Source organism: Stenotrophomonas sp. 704A1 (genome assembly GCF_030549525.1).
GTDB classification, from domain to species: Bacteria; Pseudomonadota; Gammaproteobacteria; order Xanthomonadales; family Xanthomonadaceae; genus Stenotrophomonas; species Stenotrophomonas tuberculopleuritidis.
Genome location: NZ_CP130831.1, coordinates 217,906 through 233,892, shown reverse-complemented (window position 1 = coordinate 233,892; position 15,987 = coordinate 217,906). Strand labels below are relative to the sequence as shown.

General features: G+C 68.2%; 17 protein-coding genes. 7 read left to right on the top strand and 10 right to left on the bottom strand.

Annotated elements, in window-relative coordinates; genetic code table 11:
- The first annotated feature begins 2 nt into the window (after positions 1–2).
- Positions 3–449, top strand: a complete 447-nt coding sequence (locus Q5Z10_RS01010; protein WP_303637505.1) for a 3-dehydroquinate dehydratase — start codon at positions 3–5, stop codon at positions 447–449.
- 61 nt (positions 450–510) lie between these two features.
- Here Q5Z10_RS01010 and dcp read toward each other — a convergent pair whose 3' ends face one another.
- The 3 genes from dcp to arfB form a co-directional block, all read right to left on the bottom strand.
- Positions 511–2,667, bottom strand: a complete 2,157-nt coding sequence (gene dcp, locus Q5Z10_RS01005) for a peptidyl-dipeptidase Dcp (RefSeq protein WP_303637504.1) — start codon at positions 2,665–2,667, stop codon at positions 511–513.
- A 111-nt stretch (positions 2,668–2,778) separates the two neighbouring features.
- A complete protein-coding gene (locus Q5Z10_RS01000; protein ID WP_442758931.1) occupies positions 2,779–3,381 on the bottom strand; it encodes a lysophospholipid acyltransferase family protein in 603 nt (200 codons plus the stop codon).
- Positions 3,382–3,385: 4 nt separating this feature from the next.
- Positions 3,386–3,817 (bottom strand): alternative ribosome rescue aminoacyl-tRNA hydrolase ArfB, encoded by a 432-nt coding sequence (gene arfB / locus Q5Z10_RS00995; protein WP_303637503.1) that lies wholly within the window; start codon positions 3,815–3,817, stop codon positions 3,386–3,388.
- A gap of 133 nt (positions 3,818–3,950) precedes the next feature.
- Between arfB and Q5Z10_RS00990 the strand changes: the two genes are divergently transcribed.
- Positions 3,951–4,478: a DUF2059 domain-containing protein gene (locus tag Q5Z10_RS00990; RefSeq protein ID WP_303637502.1), complete on the top strand. Its 528-nt coding sequence runs from the start codon at positions 3,951–3,953 to the stop codon at positions 4,476–4,478.
- An 84-nt stretch (positions 4,479–4,562) separates the two neighbouring features.
- Here the strand turns inward: Q5Z10_RS00990 and Q5Z10_RS00985 are convergent, their stop codons facing one another.
- Entirely contained in the window at positions 4,563–5,360 is a 798-nt protein-coding gene (locus Q5Z10_RS00985) for a pseudouridine synthase (RefSeq protein ID WP_442758952.1), read from the bottom strand.
- Positions 5,357–5,938, bottom strand: a complete 582-nt coding sequence (locus Q5Z10_RS00980) for an O-methyltransferase (protein ID WP_303637500.1) — start codon at positions 5,936–5,938, stop codon at positions 5,357–5,359. The genes Q5Z10_RS00985 and Q5Z10_RS00980 overlap by 4 nt, the downstream gene beginning before the upstream one ends.
- 299 nt (positions 5,939–6,237) lie before the next feature.
- Between Q5Z10_RS00980 and Q5Z10_RS00975 the strand changes: the two genes are divergently transcribed.
- Genes Q5Z10_RS00975 through Q5Z10_RS00960 form a run of 4 tightly spaced genes read left to right on the top strand, consistent with a single transcriptional unit; the run spans position 6,238 to position 9,371 of the window.
- Positions 6,238–6,849 carry a PIG-L deacetylase family protein gene (locus Q5Z10_RS00975; RefSeq protein ID WP_303637499.1) on the top strand — a complete coding sequence of 204 codons (612 nt, stop codon included), beginning with the start codon at positions 6,238–6,240 and terminating at the stop codon, positions 6,847–6,849.
- Positions 6,849–7,988 carry a glycosyltransferase family 2 protein gene (locus Q5Z10_RS00970; RefSeq protein ID WP_303637498.1) on the top strand — a complete coding sequence of 380 codons (1,140 nt, stop codon included), beginning with the start codon at positions 6,849–6,851 and terminating at the stop codon, positions 7,986–7,988. Before Q5Z10_RS00975 ends, Q5Z10_RS00970 begins: the two co-directional genes overlap by 1 nt.
- The gene (locus Q5Z10_RS00965) at positions 7,975–8,580 is read left to right on the top strand and encodes an LbetaH domain-containing protein (protein WP_303637497.1); all 606 of its coding nucleotides are present in this window, start codon (positions 7,975–7,977) and stop codon (positions 8,578–8,580) included. The genes Q5Z10_RS00970 and Q5Z10_RS00965 overlap by 14 nt, the downstream gene beginning before the upstream one ends.
- Before the next feature lie 5 nt (positions 8,581–8,585).
- Complete coding sequence (locus Q5Z10_RS00960; RefSeq protein ID WP_303637496.1) at positions 8,586–9,371, top strand: YaiO family outer membrane beta-barrel protein; 786 nt, start codon at positions 8,586–8,588, stop codon at positions 9,369–9,371.
- 52 nt (positions 9,372–9,423) lie between these two features.
- Here the strand turns inward: Q5Z10_RS00960 and ubiB are convergent, their stop codons facing one another.
- Together ubiB and Q5Z10_RS00950 are read right to left on the bottom strand one after the other, a co-directional pair.
- The gene (ubiB, locus tag Q5Z10_RS00955) at positions 9,424–11,079 is read right to left on the bottom strand and encodes a ubiquinone biosynthesis regulatory protein kinase UbiB (protein WP_303637495.1); all 1,656 of its coding nucleotides are present in this window, start codon (positions 11,077–11,079) and stop codon (positions 9,424–9,426) included.
- A complete protein-coding gene (locus Q5Z10_RS00950) occupies positions 11,076–11,711 on the bottom strand; it encodes a ubiquinone biosynthesis accessory factor UbiJ (RefSeq protein WP_303637494.1) in 636 nt (211 codons plus the stop codon). Before Q5Z10_RS00950 ends, ubiB begins: the two co-directional genes overlap by 4 nt.
- Before the next feature lie 173 nt (positions 11,712–11,884).
- On the opposite strand from Q5Z10_RS00950, the gene ddlA reads away from it, so the two are divergent.
- Entirely contained in the window at positions 11,885–12,970 is a 1,086-nt protein-coding gene (gene ddlA / locus Q5Z10_RS00945) for a D-alanine--D-alanine ligase (RefSeq protein ID WP_303637493.1), read from the top strand.
- A 79-nt stretch (positions 12,971–13,049) separates the two neighbouring features.
- On the opposite strand, the gene Q5Z10_RS00940 is transcribed toward ddlA, so the two are convergent.
- From Q5Z10_RS00940 to oleC, 3 genes are all read right to left on the bottom strand, one after another.
- Entirely contained in the window at positions 13,050–13,205 is a 156-nt protein-coding gene (locus Q5Z10_RS00940; protein WP_005407633.1) for a DUF1328 domain-containing protein, read from the bottom strand.
- Positions 13,206–13,326: 121 nt separating this feature from the next.
- A complete protein-coding gene (oleD, locus tag Q5Z10_RS00935) occupies positions 13,327–14,313 on the bottom strand; it encodes a 2-alkyl-3-oxoalkanoate reductase (RefSeq protein WP_303637492.1) in 987 nt (328 codons plus the stop codon).
- Positions 14,310–15,968 (bottom strand): olefin beta-lactone synthetase, encoded by a 1,659-nt coding sequence (gene oleC, locus Q5Z10_RS00930; protein ID WP_303637491.1) that lies wholly within the window; start codon positions 15,966–15,968, stop codon positions 14,310–14,312. Before oleC ends, oleD begins: the two co-directional genes overlap by 4 nt.
- Positions 15,969–15,987: the final 19 nt, after the last annotated feature.

Genomic DNA, 15,987 nt, shown 5'->3' with positions numbered 1-15,987 from the left:
CCATGTCGATCTTCATCATCCGTGGCCCGGAAGCCGCTGGTGCGTTGATCCGCACCGCGACGCCACTGCCGGCGCCGGTGCTGAAATCGCTGGTGCATCGCGCGATCGACGCCGGCACCAGCGTGGCGATCCGCGCCTGCGGTTCGGAACAGGAACTGCTGGATGCCCTGCGCGTGGCCGACCACAGCCGCGGCGAGGTGACCCTGCTCGATCCGGGCGCGTGTGCCGGCAGCCTGCGCCTGCAGCGGCTGCTGCCCTACCTGCACAACGCCTACGTGGAAGTGCATGACGATGGCGCGGTGGCCGAACCGTGCCTGCCGGCGGGCATCGGCCAGCGCCTGGGCATCGCCGCCGGGTATGGCGCGCAGAGCTATGTGCTGGCGCTGGATATCGCGCTGGACCACCTCGGCCTGGCCGAGCAGGCGAACCGGGTGCACGTGGGGACGTAACGCTGTTTGTATCGTCGACACAACGAAAAACGGCGGGGTTGCCCCCGCCGTTTTCATTTTCTTATTTCAGCCCGCGGAACTTCAGCAGCGGCTCCACCGACGGGTCCTTGCCGCGGAAATCGCGGTACAGGGTCGACAGCTCCACGCTGTTGCCGCGCGAGAGGATCTTGTCGCGGAACTCCTGGCCGTTGGCCGCCGTCAGGCCACCGTGTTCGGTGAACCACTGGTAGGCGTCATGGTCCAGCACTTCGGCCCAGAAGTAGGCGTAGTAACCGGCCGAGTAACCACCCCCCCAGATGTGGTCGAAGTAGGTGGTGCGGTAGCGCGGCGGCACCTGCGGCAGGTCAACCTTGAACTTCTTCAGCGCGCTGGCTTCGAACGCACCGACGTCCTGCAGCGGGGCATCGGCCTTCTGCGTGTGCCAGGCCAGGTCGAGCAGCGCGGCCGACAGGTACTCGGTGGTCGCATAGCCCTGGTTGAAGCTGCGTGCCTTGAGGATCTTGTCGACCAGTTCCTGCGGCATCGCTTCGCCGGTCTTGTAGTGCTTGGCGTAGTTGGCGAACACCTTCGGGTCCAGCGCCCAGTGCTCGTTGAACTGCGAGGGGAACTCGACGAAATCGCGCGAGGTGGCGGTGCCGGCGATCGACGGGTACTTCACGTTCGAGAACATGCCGTGCAGCGCATGGCCGAACTCATGGAACATCGTGGTGACGTCGTCGAAGCTGATCAGCGCAGGCTGGCCATCGGCCGGCTTGGTGAAGTTGCAGACGTTGTAGACCACCGGCTTGGCACCGGTCAGGCCGTCCTGTTCGACGAACACGTCCATCCAGGCACCGCCGGACTTGGTGTCACGCTTGAAGTAGTCGGTGTAGAACAGCGCCAGCGAGGTGCCGTCCTTGTCGAATACCTCGTACACCTTCATGTCCGGGTTGTAGGTCGGAATGTCGGTGCGCGGCTTGAAGGTGATGCCGTACAGCTGGGTAGCGGCGTAGAAGACGCCGTTCTGCAGCACGTTGTCCAGCTCGAAGTACGGCTTGATCTGCGATTCATCCAGATCGTACTTGGCCTTGCGCACCTGCTCGGCGTAGAAGTCCCAGTCGGACGCGGCGACCTGGAAACCGCCCTTCTGCGCATCGATCACCTTCTGGATCTCAGCGGCTTCGGCACGCGCCTTGGCGGTGGCCGCCGGCACGGTGTCGGTCAGCAGCTTCAGTGCGGCGGCCGGGGTCTTGGCCATCTGGTCGCCCAGCTGGTAGTCGGCAAAGGTGTCGAAGCCGAGCAGCTTGGCCTTCTGCGCACGCAGCTGGGCCAGGCGCTGCACGGTCTGCCGGGTGTCGTTGGCATCGCCACGCTCGGCGCGGGTTTCCGAGGCCTTCAGCACGGCGGCACGCTGGTCGCGGTCGCTGAGCGAGCCGAGCACCGGCTGCTGGGTGGTGTTCTGCAGCGGCAGCACGAACTTGCCGTCCAGCTTGCGTTCCTTGGCGGCCGTGGCGGCATTGTTGACCGCGTTGTCGTCCAGGCCAGCCAGCTTGGCCTTGTCGTCAACGACGACGGCGGCGGCGGCGGTGGCTGCGACCAGGCGGGTATGGAACTGCGTGGACAGGGTGGTCTCTTCCACGTTGAGCTTGCGCAGGCTGGCCTTGTCCGCGTCGGACAGCTGCGCACCGGCGCGCACCAGGCCATCGTAGTAGTGCTCGACCAGGCGCTTCTGCACCGGATCCAGCTCCAGCGTGTCACGCTGGTCGTACAGCGACTTCACGCGCGCGAACAGCTTCGGGTCGAGGTTGATCTCGTCCTGGTGCGCGGCCAGCCTGGGTGCGATGTCTTCCTGGATCTTCTGGCGCGCTTCGGTGCCGTCAGCCTGGACCAGGCCGAAGAAGATGCGCGACACGCGGTTCAGCGTCTCGCCGCTGCGCTCCATCGCCACCAGGGTGTTGTCGAAGGTGGCCGGCTCGGGGTTGTCGGCGATCTCGCGGACATCAGCCAGGTGCTGGCGCATGCCTTCCTCGAAGGCCGGCAGGTAGTCGCTGTCCTTGATCTTGTCGAACTGCGGCGCCTGGAACGGCAGCGTGCTGGCGCTCAGCAGTGGATTGGTGGACGCTTCGGCCGGCTGCTGGGCCGGGGTCTTCTGGGCTTCTGACACGGGGGTGGACTCCTTGCCGGAACAGGCCGCCAGCGCCAGGCTGATGGCGGCGGCCAGGACTACGGTACGCGACATGTAAAACGCTCCTTGGGCGGACGGTATGGGATACCAGCCCTCCACCCTACTCCTGTCGCGCACGCCCGGCATGTGCCGGACGTGGCGTCTGCGCGGGCGCCAGCGGCCGGCTCACACCGTGCCGCGGGTCTTGCCGATCCAGGGCCGGTAGAACTCGCGGATCGCGGCCATGTCGGCCACATCATCGCCGCTGGGGTGGAACATCGGGCCGATGCCGATGGTCTTCTCCGGGTAATGGAAGTAGGCGGCCAGGATCGGCACGTCGGCCATCCGCGCGATCTTCAGGAAGCCGGCCTTCCAGTCCTTCACCGCCTTGCGGGTGCCCTCGGGGGTGATGGCGAACCACATCCTGTCGTTGTTGCGGATCAGGTCCACCGCCTGGCCGACGGTACCCTGCGGCGAACTGCGGTCCAGCGGGATCACCCCCAGGCGGTGCAGCAGCGGGCCCAGCGGCCACCAGAACAGCGAGGCCTTGCCCAGCACCTTCACCTTCATGCCCAGCGCGATCTTGGCGGCCATGCCCCACAGCCCGTCCCAGTTGGACGAATGCGGCGCGATGATGAAGACCAGCCTGGGGATGTCCGGCAAGGTGCCCACCACTTTCCAGCCGCCCAGGCGCAGAGTGCAGCGCGCCAGCCAGCGCAGGAAGGCGTTGGGTTTGACCTGCGGCATGTTCGGCGGAACGGCCGGCAGCAACGGCGTCGGGTTGTTCAAGCAATCACTCCCAGTCACGTGATGAGCGCCCGCGCTTGACCTGCGCGCGCCCGCGTTTGGCGTCCAGACGACGCAGTTTCGACCCGAGGGTCGGCTTGGTGGCCTTGCGGGGCTTGGGCACGTGCAGGCCCGCCTGGATGAAGGCCGCCAGCCGCTCGCGCGCATCCTCGCGATTGCGATCCTGGGTGCGGAACCGTTGCGCATCGATGACCAGCACGCCTTCGCCGGTCATGCGCCGGTCGCGGCGCGCCAGCAGGCGTTCGCGCAACGGCTCGGGCAACGAGGGCGAGCCGGCCACATCGAAACGCAGTTCCACCGCAGTGGAGACCTTGTTGACGTTCTGACCGCCGGCACCACTGGCACGCACGAACCGCTCGACGATCTCGCCGTCGGGGATCTCAAGCTGCGCGTTGATGGTGACCGGTCCACTGCCCATGCGCGCATTGTAGCGGGAGCCGCGCCACCGTGGCCGTGATCACGCCCCCTATGCCGCCGATCAGGCACCGAACACGCCGCCTTCGCCTTTGCCGGGGGTATGCTGGTGGCCCCGTGATTGCAGGAAGCTCCGCATGACCCGCTTCGTCTCCGTTCTGCCGTCCCGCCTGCGCCGTGCTGCCCTGCTGCTGGCGCTGGTGGTGGCCAGTGCGCCGGCGCTGGCCGCCGCGCCCACCGATGGCGATATCAACCGTCTGCTGTCGGCCTCGCGCGCGCAGAGCATGATCGACACCATGCTGCCGCAGATCGAAGCGATGCAGCAGCAGCAGTTCCAGCAGGTGGCGGCCCAGCGCCCGCTCACTGCCCAGCAGCAGGAGCAGCTGAAGCGGATCCAGGCGCGGACCAGCCAGACCCTGCGCCAGGCCCTGTCGTGGCAGCAGCTGCGGCCGATGTACGTGGACCTGTACAAGAAGACCTTCAGCAAGGAGGACGTGCTGGCGATGGCCGAGTTCTACGAGAGCCCGGCCGGGCAGAGCCTGCTGGACAAGACCCCGGCGCTGATGCAGAACGTGATGGTGGCCATCCAGCAGCGGATGCAGCCGTTGTTCACCGACCTGCAGAAGGACCTGGAAGCGATCGTCAACGAACCGGAAAAGAAATGAGGCCGTAGCGCCGGGCCATGCCCGGCGAACACGAAACGCGGTCGTTGCATCGCCGAAGCCGCCGGGCAGGGCCCGGCGCTGCCTTCAGTCGACCTGCCAGCCGAACAGGTCCAGGGCCTTCTGGAACTCGCCGTCCACCGGCGCGCGCACGTCCAGCGTGCCGCCGTCCGGGTGCGGGAAGCGCAGGCGCTCGGCGTGCAGCAGCATGCGGTGCACCCCCTGCATGCGGAAGTTGCGGTTGTGGCGTCCATCACCGTGGCTGGTGTCACCGATCAGGTGATGCGACAGATGCTTCAGATGGCGGCGGATCTGCCGGAAGCGGCCGGTCAGCGGCTGGCAGCGCAGCAGCGCGTAGCGCGAGCTGGCGAACTCCCCCACCGGTACCGACAGTTCGCCGGTCGCCAGGCGCTGGAAGTCGGTCACCGCCGGCTTCTTCAGCGGTTTGCCCGGGCCGCCATCCAGGTCGTGGTCGACCTGCCAGGCGTCTTCGGCCGGCCAGCCACGGCAGATGGCCAGGTAGTCCTTGCGTACTTCGCCGCCCATCAGCGCCTTACCCAGTGCGCTGGCCGTATCGCGGTCGAAGGCCAGCAGCAGGCAGCCACTGGTCGCCCGGTCCAGGCGATGCACGAGAAAGATCGGGCGGCCCAGCTGCTCGCGCAGACGGTCGGCCAGGAAATCATCTTCGCCGCGGGCCAGCTTGCTGTCGTGGACCATCAGCCCGGCCGGCTTGTTGACCACGGCCAGGCGTTCATCCAGGTGCAGCAGCTGCAGCGGGGCGGTATCGGTCTCGACCGCGGCGAGGGGGTTGGGTTCGGTGCTCACCGCAGGATTATACGGGGGCGCGGCACCGGGGCCGCGGCCTGCGGTCGCGCCCTCCTTCAGGTCTCGCGTACAGCCAGCAGCTCGCCCTTGCCCACCGGCACCAGGCTGCTGCTGAACGCCATGTCGGCAGCCAGCAGGGCGCGCAACGGCTCCATCTGCGCGGCATGCGAGATCGCGTTGTCCACCACCAGCAGCCCTCCCGGCCGCAGCACGCGTCGCAGCTGCGGCCACCAGCCGGCGTACTGACCGCGGTCCGAATCGAGGAACAGCAGGTCGATGCTGCCTTCGGCGGCCTGTGCCAGCCACTGCCCGGCATCGGCGTGGACCAGCGTGATGCGTTCACCCAGGCCGCTGCGCGCGAACGTGGCACGTGCCATCGCCACTTTGTCTTCGGCCTGTTCCAGCGTGGTCACATGGCCGTCGACGGCAGCGGCGGCCTCGGCCAGCCACAACGTGGAGTAGCCGTTGGACGTGCCGATCTCCAGTACGCGCCGGGCCTGGCCGAAGCGCACCAGCACCGAGAGGAACGCACCGGTATCCGGCGTGATGTTGAGCAGGCGCCGGCCGCGTTCGGTTTCGCGCGCGTCGTTGGCCTCGCCGTAGCGGGCCAGCTCGTCCTTCAGTGCGGTCAGGTCCATTGCAGCGCCCCCGTGCGCGTTGCATCTGTGCGGGATCTGCACTGTCGTCGCTCTGCCGTGCGCTGCACAGCACCGTTGGATCAATGACGTGATCGGCGCGGCTGGCGGATCATCGCGTGGCGCACACAGCGTGCCACGCGCCGATACAGCGCGCAGCGGTGGCGTCGTCCTGCAACCGATTTCAACTTTCAGATTTGTTGCATCGTTTTGGCGCGTCCGCGCTGCGATAGTCCGGTCCCTTCCAGCAGGCGCCGCCGATGCGGCCGTCTCGGTTTTTCCCTTCCTGCAAGGACACGGCCATGGCCCACGACATCCTGGCAATCGGCGCCCATCCCGATGACATCGAACTCGGCTGCGGCGGCAGCCTGGCAAAACACGCCGACGCCGGCGCCCGCATTCATGCACTGGTACTGAGCCGCGGCGGCCGCGGCTGCCACGAAGGCATCGACCGGAGCGATGAATCGCATCGCGCACTGCATCGCCTCGGTGCTGTGCGGATCATCCAGCATGATTTCCCCGATACGCGCTTCCCGGCCTGCCGCAACGAGATCATCGCGGCGATCGAAGCAGCCTGCGCCCAGGTGCGGCCGCACCGGGTGTACACGATGTGCGGCGAAGACCATCACCAGGACCATCGCACCGCGCACGAGGCCTCGATCATCGCCTGCCGCAGCGTGCCGCAGATCCTCTGCTACGAAAGCCCCAGCACCCTGCCGCAGTTCGCCCCGCAGGTGTTCGAGGACATCAGCGCGCAGCTGGACCTGAAGATCCGCGCGCTGCGCGAACATGCCAGCCAGTGCAGCCGCCACTACATGCAGGAAAGCCACCTGCGCTGCCACGCGCAGTTCCGCGGCCAGCAGATCGGCATCGGGCCCAGCGAGGGTTTCCACCCTTACCGGCTGGTGCTGTGATGAAAACCCTCCTGTTCCTGGCCATGTGCCTGTTCATTGTGGTGCGGCTGGTGATGCACGCTGCGCGCAGGCCGAGCGCGCGGCTGCACAGCATCGATGCGATCGTGCCGGCCTACAACGAGGCGCCCTGCCTGCAGCGCTCGCTCACCGACCTGCTGCGCAATCCCTACATCGCCCGCGTGATCTGCGTGAACGATGGCTCCACCGATGGCACCGCACAGGTACTGGACACACTGCAGCAGCAATGGCCCGGGCGCCTGGTCGCCGTGCACCAGGCCAACACCGGCAAGGGCGGCGCGCTGATGCACGGGCTGCAGCATGTGACCGCCGCGCAGGTCTTCCTGACCGATGCCGACACCCGCGTCGATCCCCGCAGCGACGGCCTCGGCCACCTGCTGTCCGAGATCGAACGCGGTGCCGATGCGGTCGGCGGCGTGCCCTCATCCTGCCTGCAGGGCGCCGGTTTCCTGCCGCACGTGCGAGCCAGCCTGAAGCTGCCGATGATCGTGATCAAGCGTAGTTTCCAGCAGTGGCTGGGCGGTGCGCCCTTCATCATTTCCGGCGCCTGCGGGCTGTTCCGCACGTCGGTGCTGCGCACGGTCGGTTTCTCCGACCGCACCCGGGTCGAAGACCTCGACATGTCGTGGTCGCTGGTGGCACAGGGCTACCGCGTGCGCCAGAGCATCCGCTGCGTGGTCTACCCGCAGGAATGCAACACGCTGCGCGAAGAGTGGCGGCGCTGGCGCCGCTGGATCGTTGGCTATGCGGTGTGCATGCGCCTGCATCGTGGCCTGCTGCTGACCCGGTTCGGCCTCTTCAGCATCCTGCCGATGGTCCTGCTGGCGCTGGTTGGCATTGTCGCTGCGCTGCAGCTGTGGTTCGGTGCGATGACCGTGCATGGCCCCGGAGGCGTGGCGCTGGCGGTGATGCCGCTGGCCTGGATCGCCATCGTGATGGCGCTGGGCATGATCAGCGCTGTACACCACCGTCGCGCGCTGCTGGTGCCGGCTGCGGCCTTTTCAGTGGTGTACGTGCTGCTGGCCTACGCGATCTGGCTGCTGCACGGCCTGAAGGGACTGTTCACCGGGCGCGAGCCGATGCGCGACAAGCCGACGAGGTACCCGCGTGTGGTGGAGTGAGCTGCAGGCCCTGAGCGCGGACCTGTCCACGCTGGTACCGCGGATCGATCCGCGCGCCGACATCGCGGCCAGCGCAACCCTGCGCGGTGCGGTGCACGTCGGCGCTGGCAGCCGGATCTGCGATGGCGCCTGCATCCAGGGCCCGGTGTGGATCGGCCGCGGCTGCATGATCGGCAACCAGGCCCTGCTGCGCGGTCCACTGCGCATCGACGATGGGACCCGCGTCGGGTTTGCCACCGAGATCAAACACGCGATCGTCGGCAGCCGTGTGACGATCGGCCCCCAGTGCTTCATCGGCGACAGCCGCATCGATGACCATGCCTACCTCGGTGCGCTGGTACGCACCAGCAACCACCGGCTCGACGGCGCCACGGTGACCGTGCGGGTCGATGGCGATGCCATCGACAGCGGCTGCGACAAACTCGGCGCCTGGATCGGCGCACATGCCGCACTCGGTGTCGGCGTGATCATCCTGCCCGGGCGCATCGTCGCGCCGGGCAGCCAGTTCGGCCCGCGTATCACCGTGGAACGGAACCTGCCACCAGGACGCTACCGCCTGGTGCAGCAGCTGCACTCTCAACCCCTGGAGTAACCATCATGCGATTCATCGTTCGCGGCGCGCTTCCGTGCGCCCTGCTGCTGGCCGTGGCCAGCGCTCATGCCGGCATCGATCGGGCATCCCTGCAACTGGACCACGCCGACTACAACGACGGCTTCGGCAAGCGCGACGTACAGACCCTGGACGTGGCCGGTCGTGCCGGCGCCAACCGCTGGCAGCTCGGGCTGGCGCACGGTGTGCGCGACTACGGCAATGCCCGCTTCAGCGGAAACCGCATGCAGGGCTCGCTGCACCACGTCTGGTCACCGCAGCTGTCCACCCGCACCGCGGTGATCGCTTCCAATGACGATCCGGTCTTCGTCAACCGTCAGGTCAATCAGGACCTGTACTGGAACGTGGCCGAGCAGACCGTGCTGAGCCTCGGTGGCAAATACGCCGAGTATCACGGCAGTGGCTACGTGAGTGGCTGGTCGGTGGGTGCCTCGCACTACCTACCGCGGGTGATGGTCTCCATCAAGCATGAACGCCATCGCCAGTCGAACGGTCCCAATGGCCACGGCACCACGGTGTCGCTGCGCCTGAAGGATGCCCAGGGCCGTGGTTCGACCCAGCTGTGGATGGGCAGCGGCACCTCCGGCTACAGCGCCGAGGCCGACCCGCTGCTGCTGCGCGAGCACGATGCCCGGCGTGTGTTCCTGCGCCGCAGCCAGCCGCTGGGCGAGCATCTGGCGCTGGACATGGGCATCGGCAAGACCTGGCACAAGACCCGGCTGGATCGCTTCCAGAGCGTGCAGTCGCACCTCGGCCTGGGCTACCACTGGTAGGCGTGCGGCCGGTCGGCGGCGCACGTCGCCGCCGACCCTCGATCAACCGGGATCAGCGCCACCACGCGCGTGCCAGCGCCAGCGCGCCAACGGCACCGGACACCCAGCTCCACATCGGCAGGTCGCCCCAGTACCAGCCCGGCGGCTGCAGCACGTACATCAGCGCGGCGATGGCCAGCAGGCCGACGCCGGTGATCGCTCCCACCGCGCGCTTCTGCAGGCGCTGCAGGCTGGCGTCCAGCGCGACCAGATCGCGCGAACGCATCGCCAGTTCGTGGCGGCCTTCCACCTGCTGGGTCAGCCAGGCGTGCACCAGGCGCGGCATGTCCGGCGCGTGGGTCATGATTTCCGGCAGGCGCTTGCCGATCTCGCGCACCACCCGGCGCGGGCTGTAACGCTCGCGCAGGATCTTCGCCAGCACCGGTTTGGCCACCGCCCAGATGTCGATCTGCGGGTCCAGCTGGCGGCCGACGCCCTCGATGTTCAGCAGGGTCTTCTGCAGCAGGATCAGCTGCGGCTGCAACGTCAGCTGGTAGCGCTGCGCCACGCGGAACAGCTTCATCAGCACTTCGGCCAGCGAAATCTGCGACAGCGGACGGGTGAAGTACGGCTCGCACACCGAGCGCACGGCCGCTTCCAGATCGTCGATGCGTACGTGGTCGGGCATCCAGCGGGCCTGCACGTGCAGTTCGGCGATGCGGCGGTAATCGCGGTTGAAGATGGCCATGAAGTTCTCGGCCAGGTAGTACTGATCTTCCTGCGAGAGCTGGCCCATGATGCCGAAGTCCAACGCGATGAAGCGCGGGTTGGCACGGCGTGCCGGATCGGTGTCGACCCAGATGTTGCCGGCGTGCGCATCGGCGTGGAAGAAGTTGTCGCGGAACACCTGGGTGTAGAACACCCGCACACCCTTGGCGGCCAGCGCCTTGCGGTCGATGCCGGCCTTGTCCAGCGCGGCGATGTCATCGGACGGAATGCCCCACACCCGCTCCAGGGTGAGCGCGCGCTCGGCGGTGTGGCTCCAGATCACTTCCGGCACGTACAGATCGTCGCTGTTTTCCCAGAAGCGGCGCAGCACGCTGGCATTGGCACCTTCGCGCTGCAGGTCCAGCTCGGCGGCCAGGGTGTTCTCGACCTCGGCCACCACTTCGCGCGGGCGGATCTTGTCGGCGCGCGGGTGGGTACGCTCGACCAGGGCGGCCAGCGAGTTGAGCAGGGCGATGTCGGCGTCGATCTGCTTCTCGATGCCCGGGCGCAGGACCTTGACCACCACCTGCCGGCCATCGGCCAGCGTGGCCGCATGCACCTGCGCGATCGAGGCCGAGGCCAGGGGTTCGGTATCAAAGCTGGCAAACGCCTCGCTGACCGGCAGGCCGAGGGCGTCCTCGACGATGCGGCGTGCGGTATCGCCATCGAACGGCTTGACCCGGTCCTGCAGCAGGGTCAGCTCGTTGGCCACGTCCGGTGGCACCAGATCGCGGCGGGTCGACAGGATCTGGCCGAACTTGACGAAGATCGGGCCGAGGTCCTGCAGCGCCAGGCGCAGGCGTGCACCGCGCGACTGCGCGGCGATGGCGACCGAAGCGCGCGGCACGAACGGCTTGGCCAGGCGCAGCCAGCGCTCGGCCGGCGTGCCCTGCAACAGGTCATCAAGGCGGTAACGCAGGATCACCCGGCCGATGCGGCTGGCCCGCAGCACGGCCTTCATGCGGCACCCCGCAGGCGCTGCACGCGTGCACCAAGACGCTCCACGTCATCGCGCAGTACATCCACGTCGTCGTGGAAGGCATCGAGCTCGGCGCGCGGCACCACGTCGCGCGATTCCTCGGTGATGAACTCGGCGGCGCTGTGCGCCAGATCGATGGCACCCTGGCGCGCGTGCTGCAGGGCACTGCGCAGGGTGTTGGCCACCTGCACGCCCAGTACCTCGCCGAATACCGTCACGAAGGGCTGCTGCCAGTCCGGGTCGAAGCCCTTGGCCAGCTGCTGCAGGCGGCGCGCCAGTTCGGCATCGCCGGCCACGCGCACGCGGCCCTTGCCGGCGGCGTCGGCATGGCGAGCATTGGCCAGCAGCGGCAACTGCGCCAGCACGCCGGCCAGGCTGCTGCGTACAGCCAGATCGGCTTCCTGCGCGTCCACCGGCCCGACCCGCAGCTGGTCACCTTCAACGCTGATGCGCATCGCCAGCGGCGGCGCTTCCAGGGTCAGGTCGATGTGCCGGCCATCCAGGCTGGCCAGCGCGTGGCGGGTATCCGGATCCAGCGCCAGGGCGCGGTTCAGGGCGATCTGCAGGGCGCGGCCGGCGACCGGCTTGAGGGACTTGAGCAGGGAAAGAGCCATGTGCGCATTCTACCCGCGCCGGTGGTGGGCTTGGGCCGGGCTGCCGCCCGCCACCGCCAGGGGCGGCGTCGGCGAGGCGGGGAATGCCACTGCCGGTTCATGCGTGCCTCACCTGGTGGGCTGCGGAAGGTTCATGCTGTACGGCCACGCTACGCACAGGACAACGCATTCCCATGGCACGGACCCGGGTCGGGATCATTTTCGGGGGCAGCTCCTCCGAGCACGAAGTGTCGCTGCAGTCGGCGAAGAACATCCTCGACGCGCTCGACCGCGAGCGCTTCGAGCCGGTGCTGATCGGCATCGACAAGCAGGGCCAGTGGCATCTGAGCCAGCCCGACAACTTCCTGCTGAACGCCGATGATCCCTCGCGCATCGCGCTGCACCGCTCCGGCAGGGCGCTGGCGGTACAACCCGGGGCCGAACAGGCGCAGCTGCTGGCGGCCGATGCCGGCGGCGCGCTGGGCCGGATCGACGTGGTGCTGCCGATCGTGCATGGCCCGCTGGGCGAGGACGGCGCGCTGCAGGGCCTGCTGCGCATGGCCAACCTGCCCTTCGTCGGCTCGCCGGTACTGGGCTCGGCGGTGGCGATGGACAAGGATGTTGCCAAGCGGCTGCTGCGTGACGCAGGCCTGCCGGTGGCGCCCTGGGTGAGCATCCGCCGCCATGACGCCGACCAGGTGGATGTCGATGCGCTGATCGCCGGACTCGGCCTGCCGTTGTTCGTGAAACCGGCCAACCAGGGCTCGTCAGTCGGCGTCAGCAAGGTCAAGGATGCCGCCGCCTTTCCCGCCGCGCTGCAGGCCGCGCTGCGCTACGACCACAAGGTACTGGTGGAATCGGCCGTGGTCGGCCGCGAGATCGAGTGTGCGGTGCTGGGCAACGCGCGACCACAGGCCAGTGTCTGTGGCGAGGTGGTGCTGCACGACGAGTTCTACGCCTACGACACCAAGTACATCAACGAACACGGTGCCGATGTGGTGGTGCCGGCCGCCATCGATGCGGCGGTGCAGGCGCGGATCCAGGACATCGCGCTGCAGGCCTACCAGGTGCTGGAATGTGCCGGCATGGCACGGGTGGACGTGTTCCTGACCGGCGATGGCCGGATCGTCATCAACGAAGTCAACACGCTGCCCGGTTTTACCCGCATCAGCATGTATCCGAAGCTGTGGGGTGCCAGTGGCCTGGGCTATACCGCGCTGATCACGCGGTTGATTGAACTGGCGCTGGAACGGCATGCGGCCGATCGGGCGCTGCTGTGACGAGCTTCTGTAGAGTCGAGCCGCTCGACTGCGTTGTGATCAGCCGAGCATGGCTCGACTCTACAGAAAGCGGTATCGGCTACCCGCGCTTGCGGAACATCGAGATCACCGCCAGGATCAGGAACACCACGAACAGGATCCAGGCGATGTTCGTGGCGGCACCGGCGATGCCGGAGAAGCCGAGCACGGCGGCAATGATGGCGATGACAAAGAAGATGATGGCGTAATGCAGCATGGCGTTCCTCGCGGGTGGTTCGGCCGGTTCGGCGTTGGGACCATCCTGCGCACTGGCCGGTGTGCAACCGGTGATGGCAACTTCTGCGATTGATGAAGCCTTCAGCGCCGTGACGCGGCCGTCATGACGCGGCCTTCAGCCGGCGCAGGCCTTCTTCGATGCTGACCTGCGGCACGTAGCCGAAATCGCGCCGTGCCGGCTCCATGCTGTACCAGTGCGGGGTGCACAACTGTTCGGCCAGGAAGCGGGTGAGCGGCGGTTCGCCACGCAGCCGCAGCAGCGGCCACAGCCGCTCGCAGACGGCGCCGATGCGGTAGGCGGCCTTGAAGCTGAGGCTCTTCTGCACGGCCGGCGCACCTACGGCGGCCAGCAGCTTGTTGAGCAGTTCGCGCATCGGCAGCGGCTCGCCGTTGGAGATGAAGTACGCCTTGCCCGCACAGGCGGCGCCGGGCGCCAGGGCATCCAGGGCGAGGAAGTGCGCCAGCGCGGCATTGTCGATGTAGGTGGTGTCGACCTTGTTGCTGCCATCGCCGACCAGGCGCAGGCGTCCCTGGCGGGCGCGCTGGGCCAGGCGCGGCACCAGTTGCTGGTCGCCCGGTCCCCAGATCAGCCGCGGCCGCAGCGCCACCGTTGCCAGAGTGGCGTCGTTGGCCGCCAGCACGCGCTGTTCGGCGATCGCCTTGGTCGCCGCATACGGCGCCTGGAAGTTCTCGCCATAGGGCACCTCGTCGGCGCCCAGGCCCTCCACCGGATGGGTGGCACGATGGGTCACGCTGGGCGTGGAGGTGTAGACCAGTTTGCCGATGCCGTGCGCGCGGCAGGCTGCGATGACGTTGTCGGTGCCGACCACGTTGGCCTGGTGGTAGCTCTCGTAGCTGCCCCAGGCGCCGGCCTTGGCCCCGTTGTGGAACACCGCATCGACGCCGGCCACCGCGTGCAGCACCGCCTGCGCATCGGCCAGGTCACCGCGTATCTGGCCGACCCCCAGCGCCTGCAGCGCCGGGTAATGGCTGCGGTTGAACGCCAGCACCTGGTGGCCACGCTCGACCAGCCCGCGGCACAGCGCCTGGCCGAGGAAACCACCACCACCGGTGACCAGGATCTTCATGCGCGCTTCTCCAGTTCGGCGCTGGCCCAGACGGCGAGCTTCTCGCGGCCGATCTTGGCGTTGTGACGGATATCGACGGGGAATGCCGGGTGCACCAGGAAGTGCTGCAGGCCGGCGTCGGCCGCGCGGGCCGCCGCGTGCGCCCGCAGCGCTTCCTGCAGCGCCGGGCTGTCACTCCTGCCACGCTGGCACTCCACGCACAGCACCGGCACCTGCGCACCGGCCGGGCCAACGCCGACCAGCGCCGTGCGCGCCACGCCGGGCACGGTATTGAACACCGGTTCGACCTGTTCGGTATACAGCGGTCCCTGTGCGGTTTCCACGCGGTGGCTCTTGCGACCGCAGAACCACAGCCGGCCCTGCGCGTCGAAGTAACCGACATCGCCCATGCGGTGCACGATGCGCACGCTGCCATCGGCCAGCGTTTCACTGATCTTCGCCGCGGCAGTGGCCTGCGGCCGGTTGAAATAGCTGTCGGTTGCGGTCGGGCCGGCCACGGTGATCTCGCCCACCTCGCCCACCGCCAGCACGCGCACCTGCGACCAGTCCGGCAGCGGCGCGTCGTCGATGGCGATGATGCGTACCTCGTTCGGCGCAACCACGCTGCCGACGCAGGTGCCGGCACCGGTCTCGGTGGCCGCGCGGGTACGTTCCAGCTCGCGCCCTTCCACCACGGCCACCGGCAGGCATTCGGTGGCGCCATACGGCGTCCAGAACTGGGCGTCGGCAGGCAGCAGGCTGCGGATGGTGGCGACCACATCCGGCGGCACCGGCGCACCGGCCGAGGTCACCCGGGTCACCGTCGGCAGCGGGCGCCCGTGCCGGGCCAGCACGCGCATCAACGCCGGCGAGCCGAACAGCTGGGTTACCCCGAAGCGCTGGATGGCATCGTGCAGCCGCGCCGGGTCGGCCTGCGCCGGCCGCGTCGGGTCCATGTCCGGAATCACCGAAGTCAGGCCGAGCGCCGGATCGAACAGGGCGAACGGCGGGAAGGTCGGCAGGTCCACCCCGCCCGCTTCCATGCCGAAGGCGCTGCCCAGCAGCTGGATCTGGCCGACGAAATGGCGGTGGCGGTAGACCACGCCCTTGGGCACACCGGTGGAGCCGCTGGTGAACAGGATGGCGGCGGTGTCCTCGGCGTCGGTCGCAGCCAGCATCGGCCCGCTCTTGGCACCGGCGCGTTCCAGCGCGGCCAGCGTGGTACCGCCCCAGCCCAGGCGCCGGCCGACGGTGACTAGGCGTGTCGCCGACGGTGCCCAGCGCAGCACCAGCCGGGCCACATGGGCCAGCGGGATGCCGATGAAGGCCTGCGGCTGCGCTTCGTCCAGGCACTGCTTCAGTGCCCGCCTGTCGATGCCCGGGTCGACCAGCACCGGCACCGCGCCCAGCTTGAACAGGGCGAACATCAGCAGGAAGAATTCCGGCGAGGGCCGCACCATCACCACCGTGCGCACGCCGCGGCCGATCCCGTAGCCGGCCAGGCCTGCGGCCATGGCATCGCTGCGGGCGTCCAGCTGGCGGTAGTCGAGGGTCACGTCATAGGCGGCCATGCCGTTGCCGGCACCGCGGCGGCCGGGGCAGCGGATGGCGATCTGGTCGGGGCGTTCACGGGCCAGCTCGGGCAGGCGCGCGGCGATGTTGCAGGGTCCGTTCATCCGTTCATTGTCGCCGCTT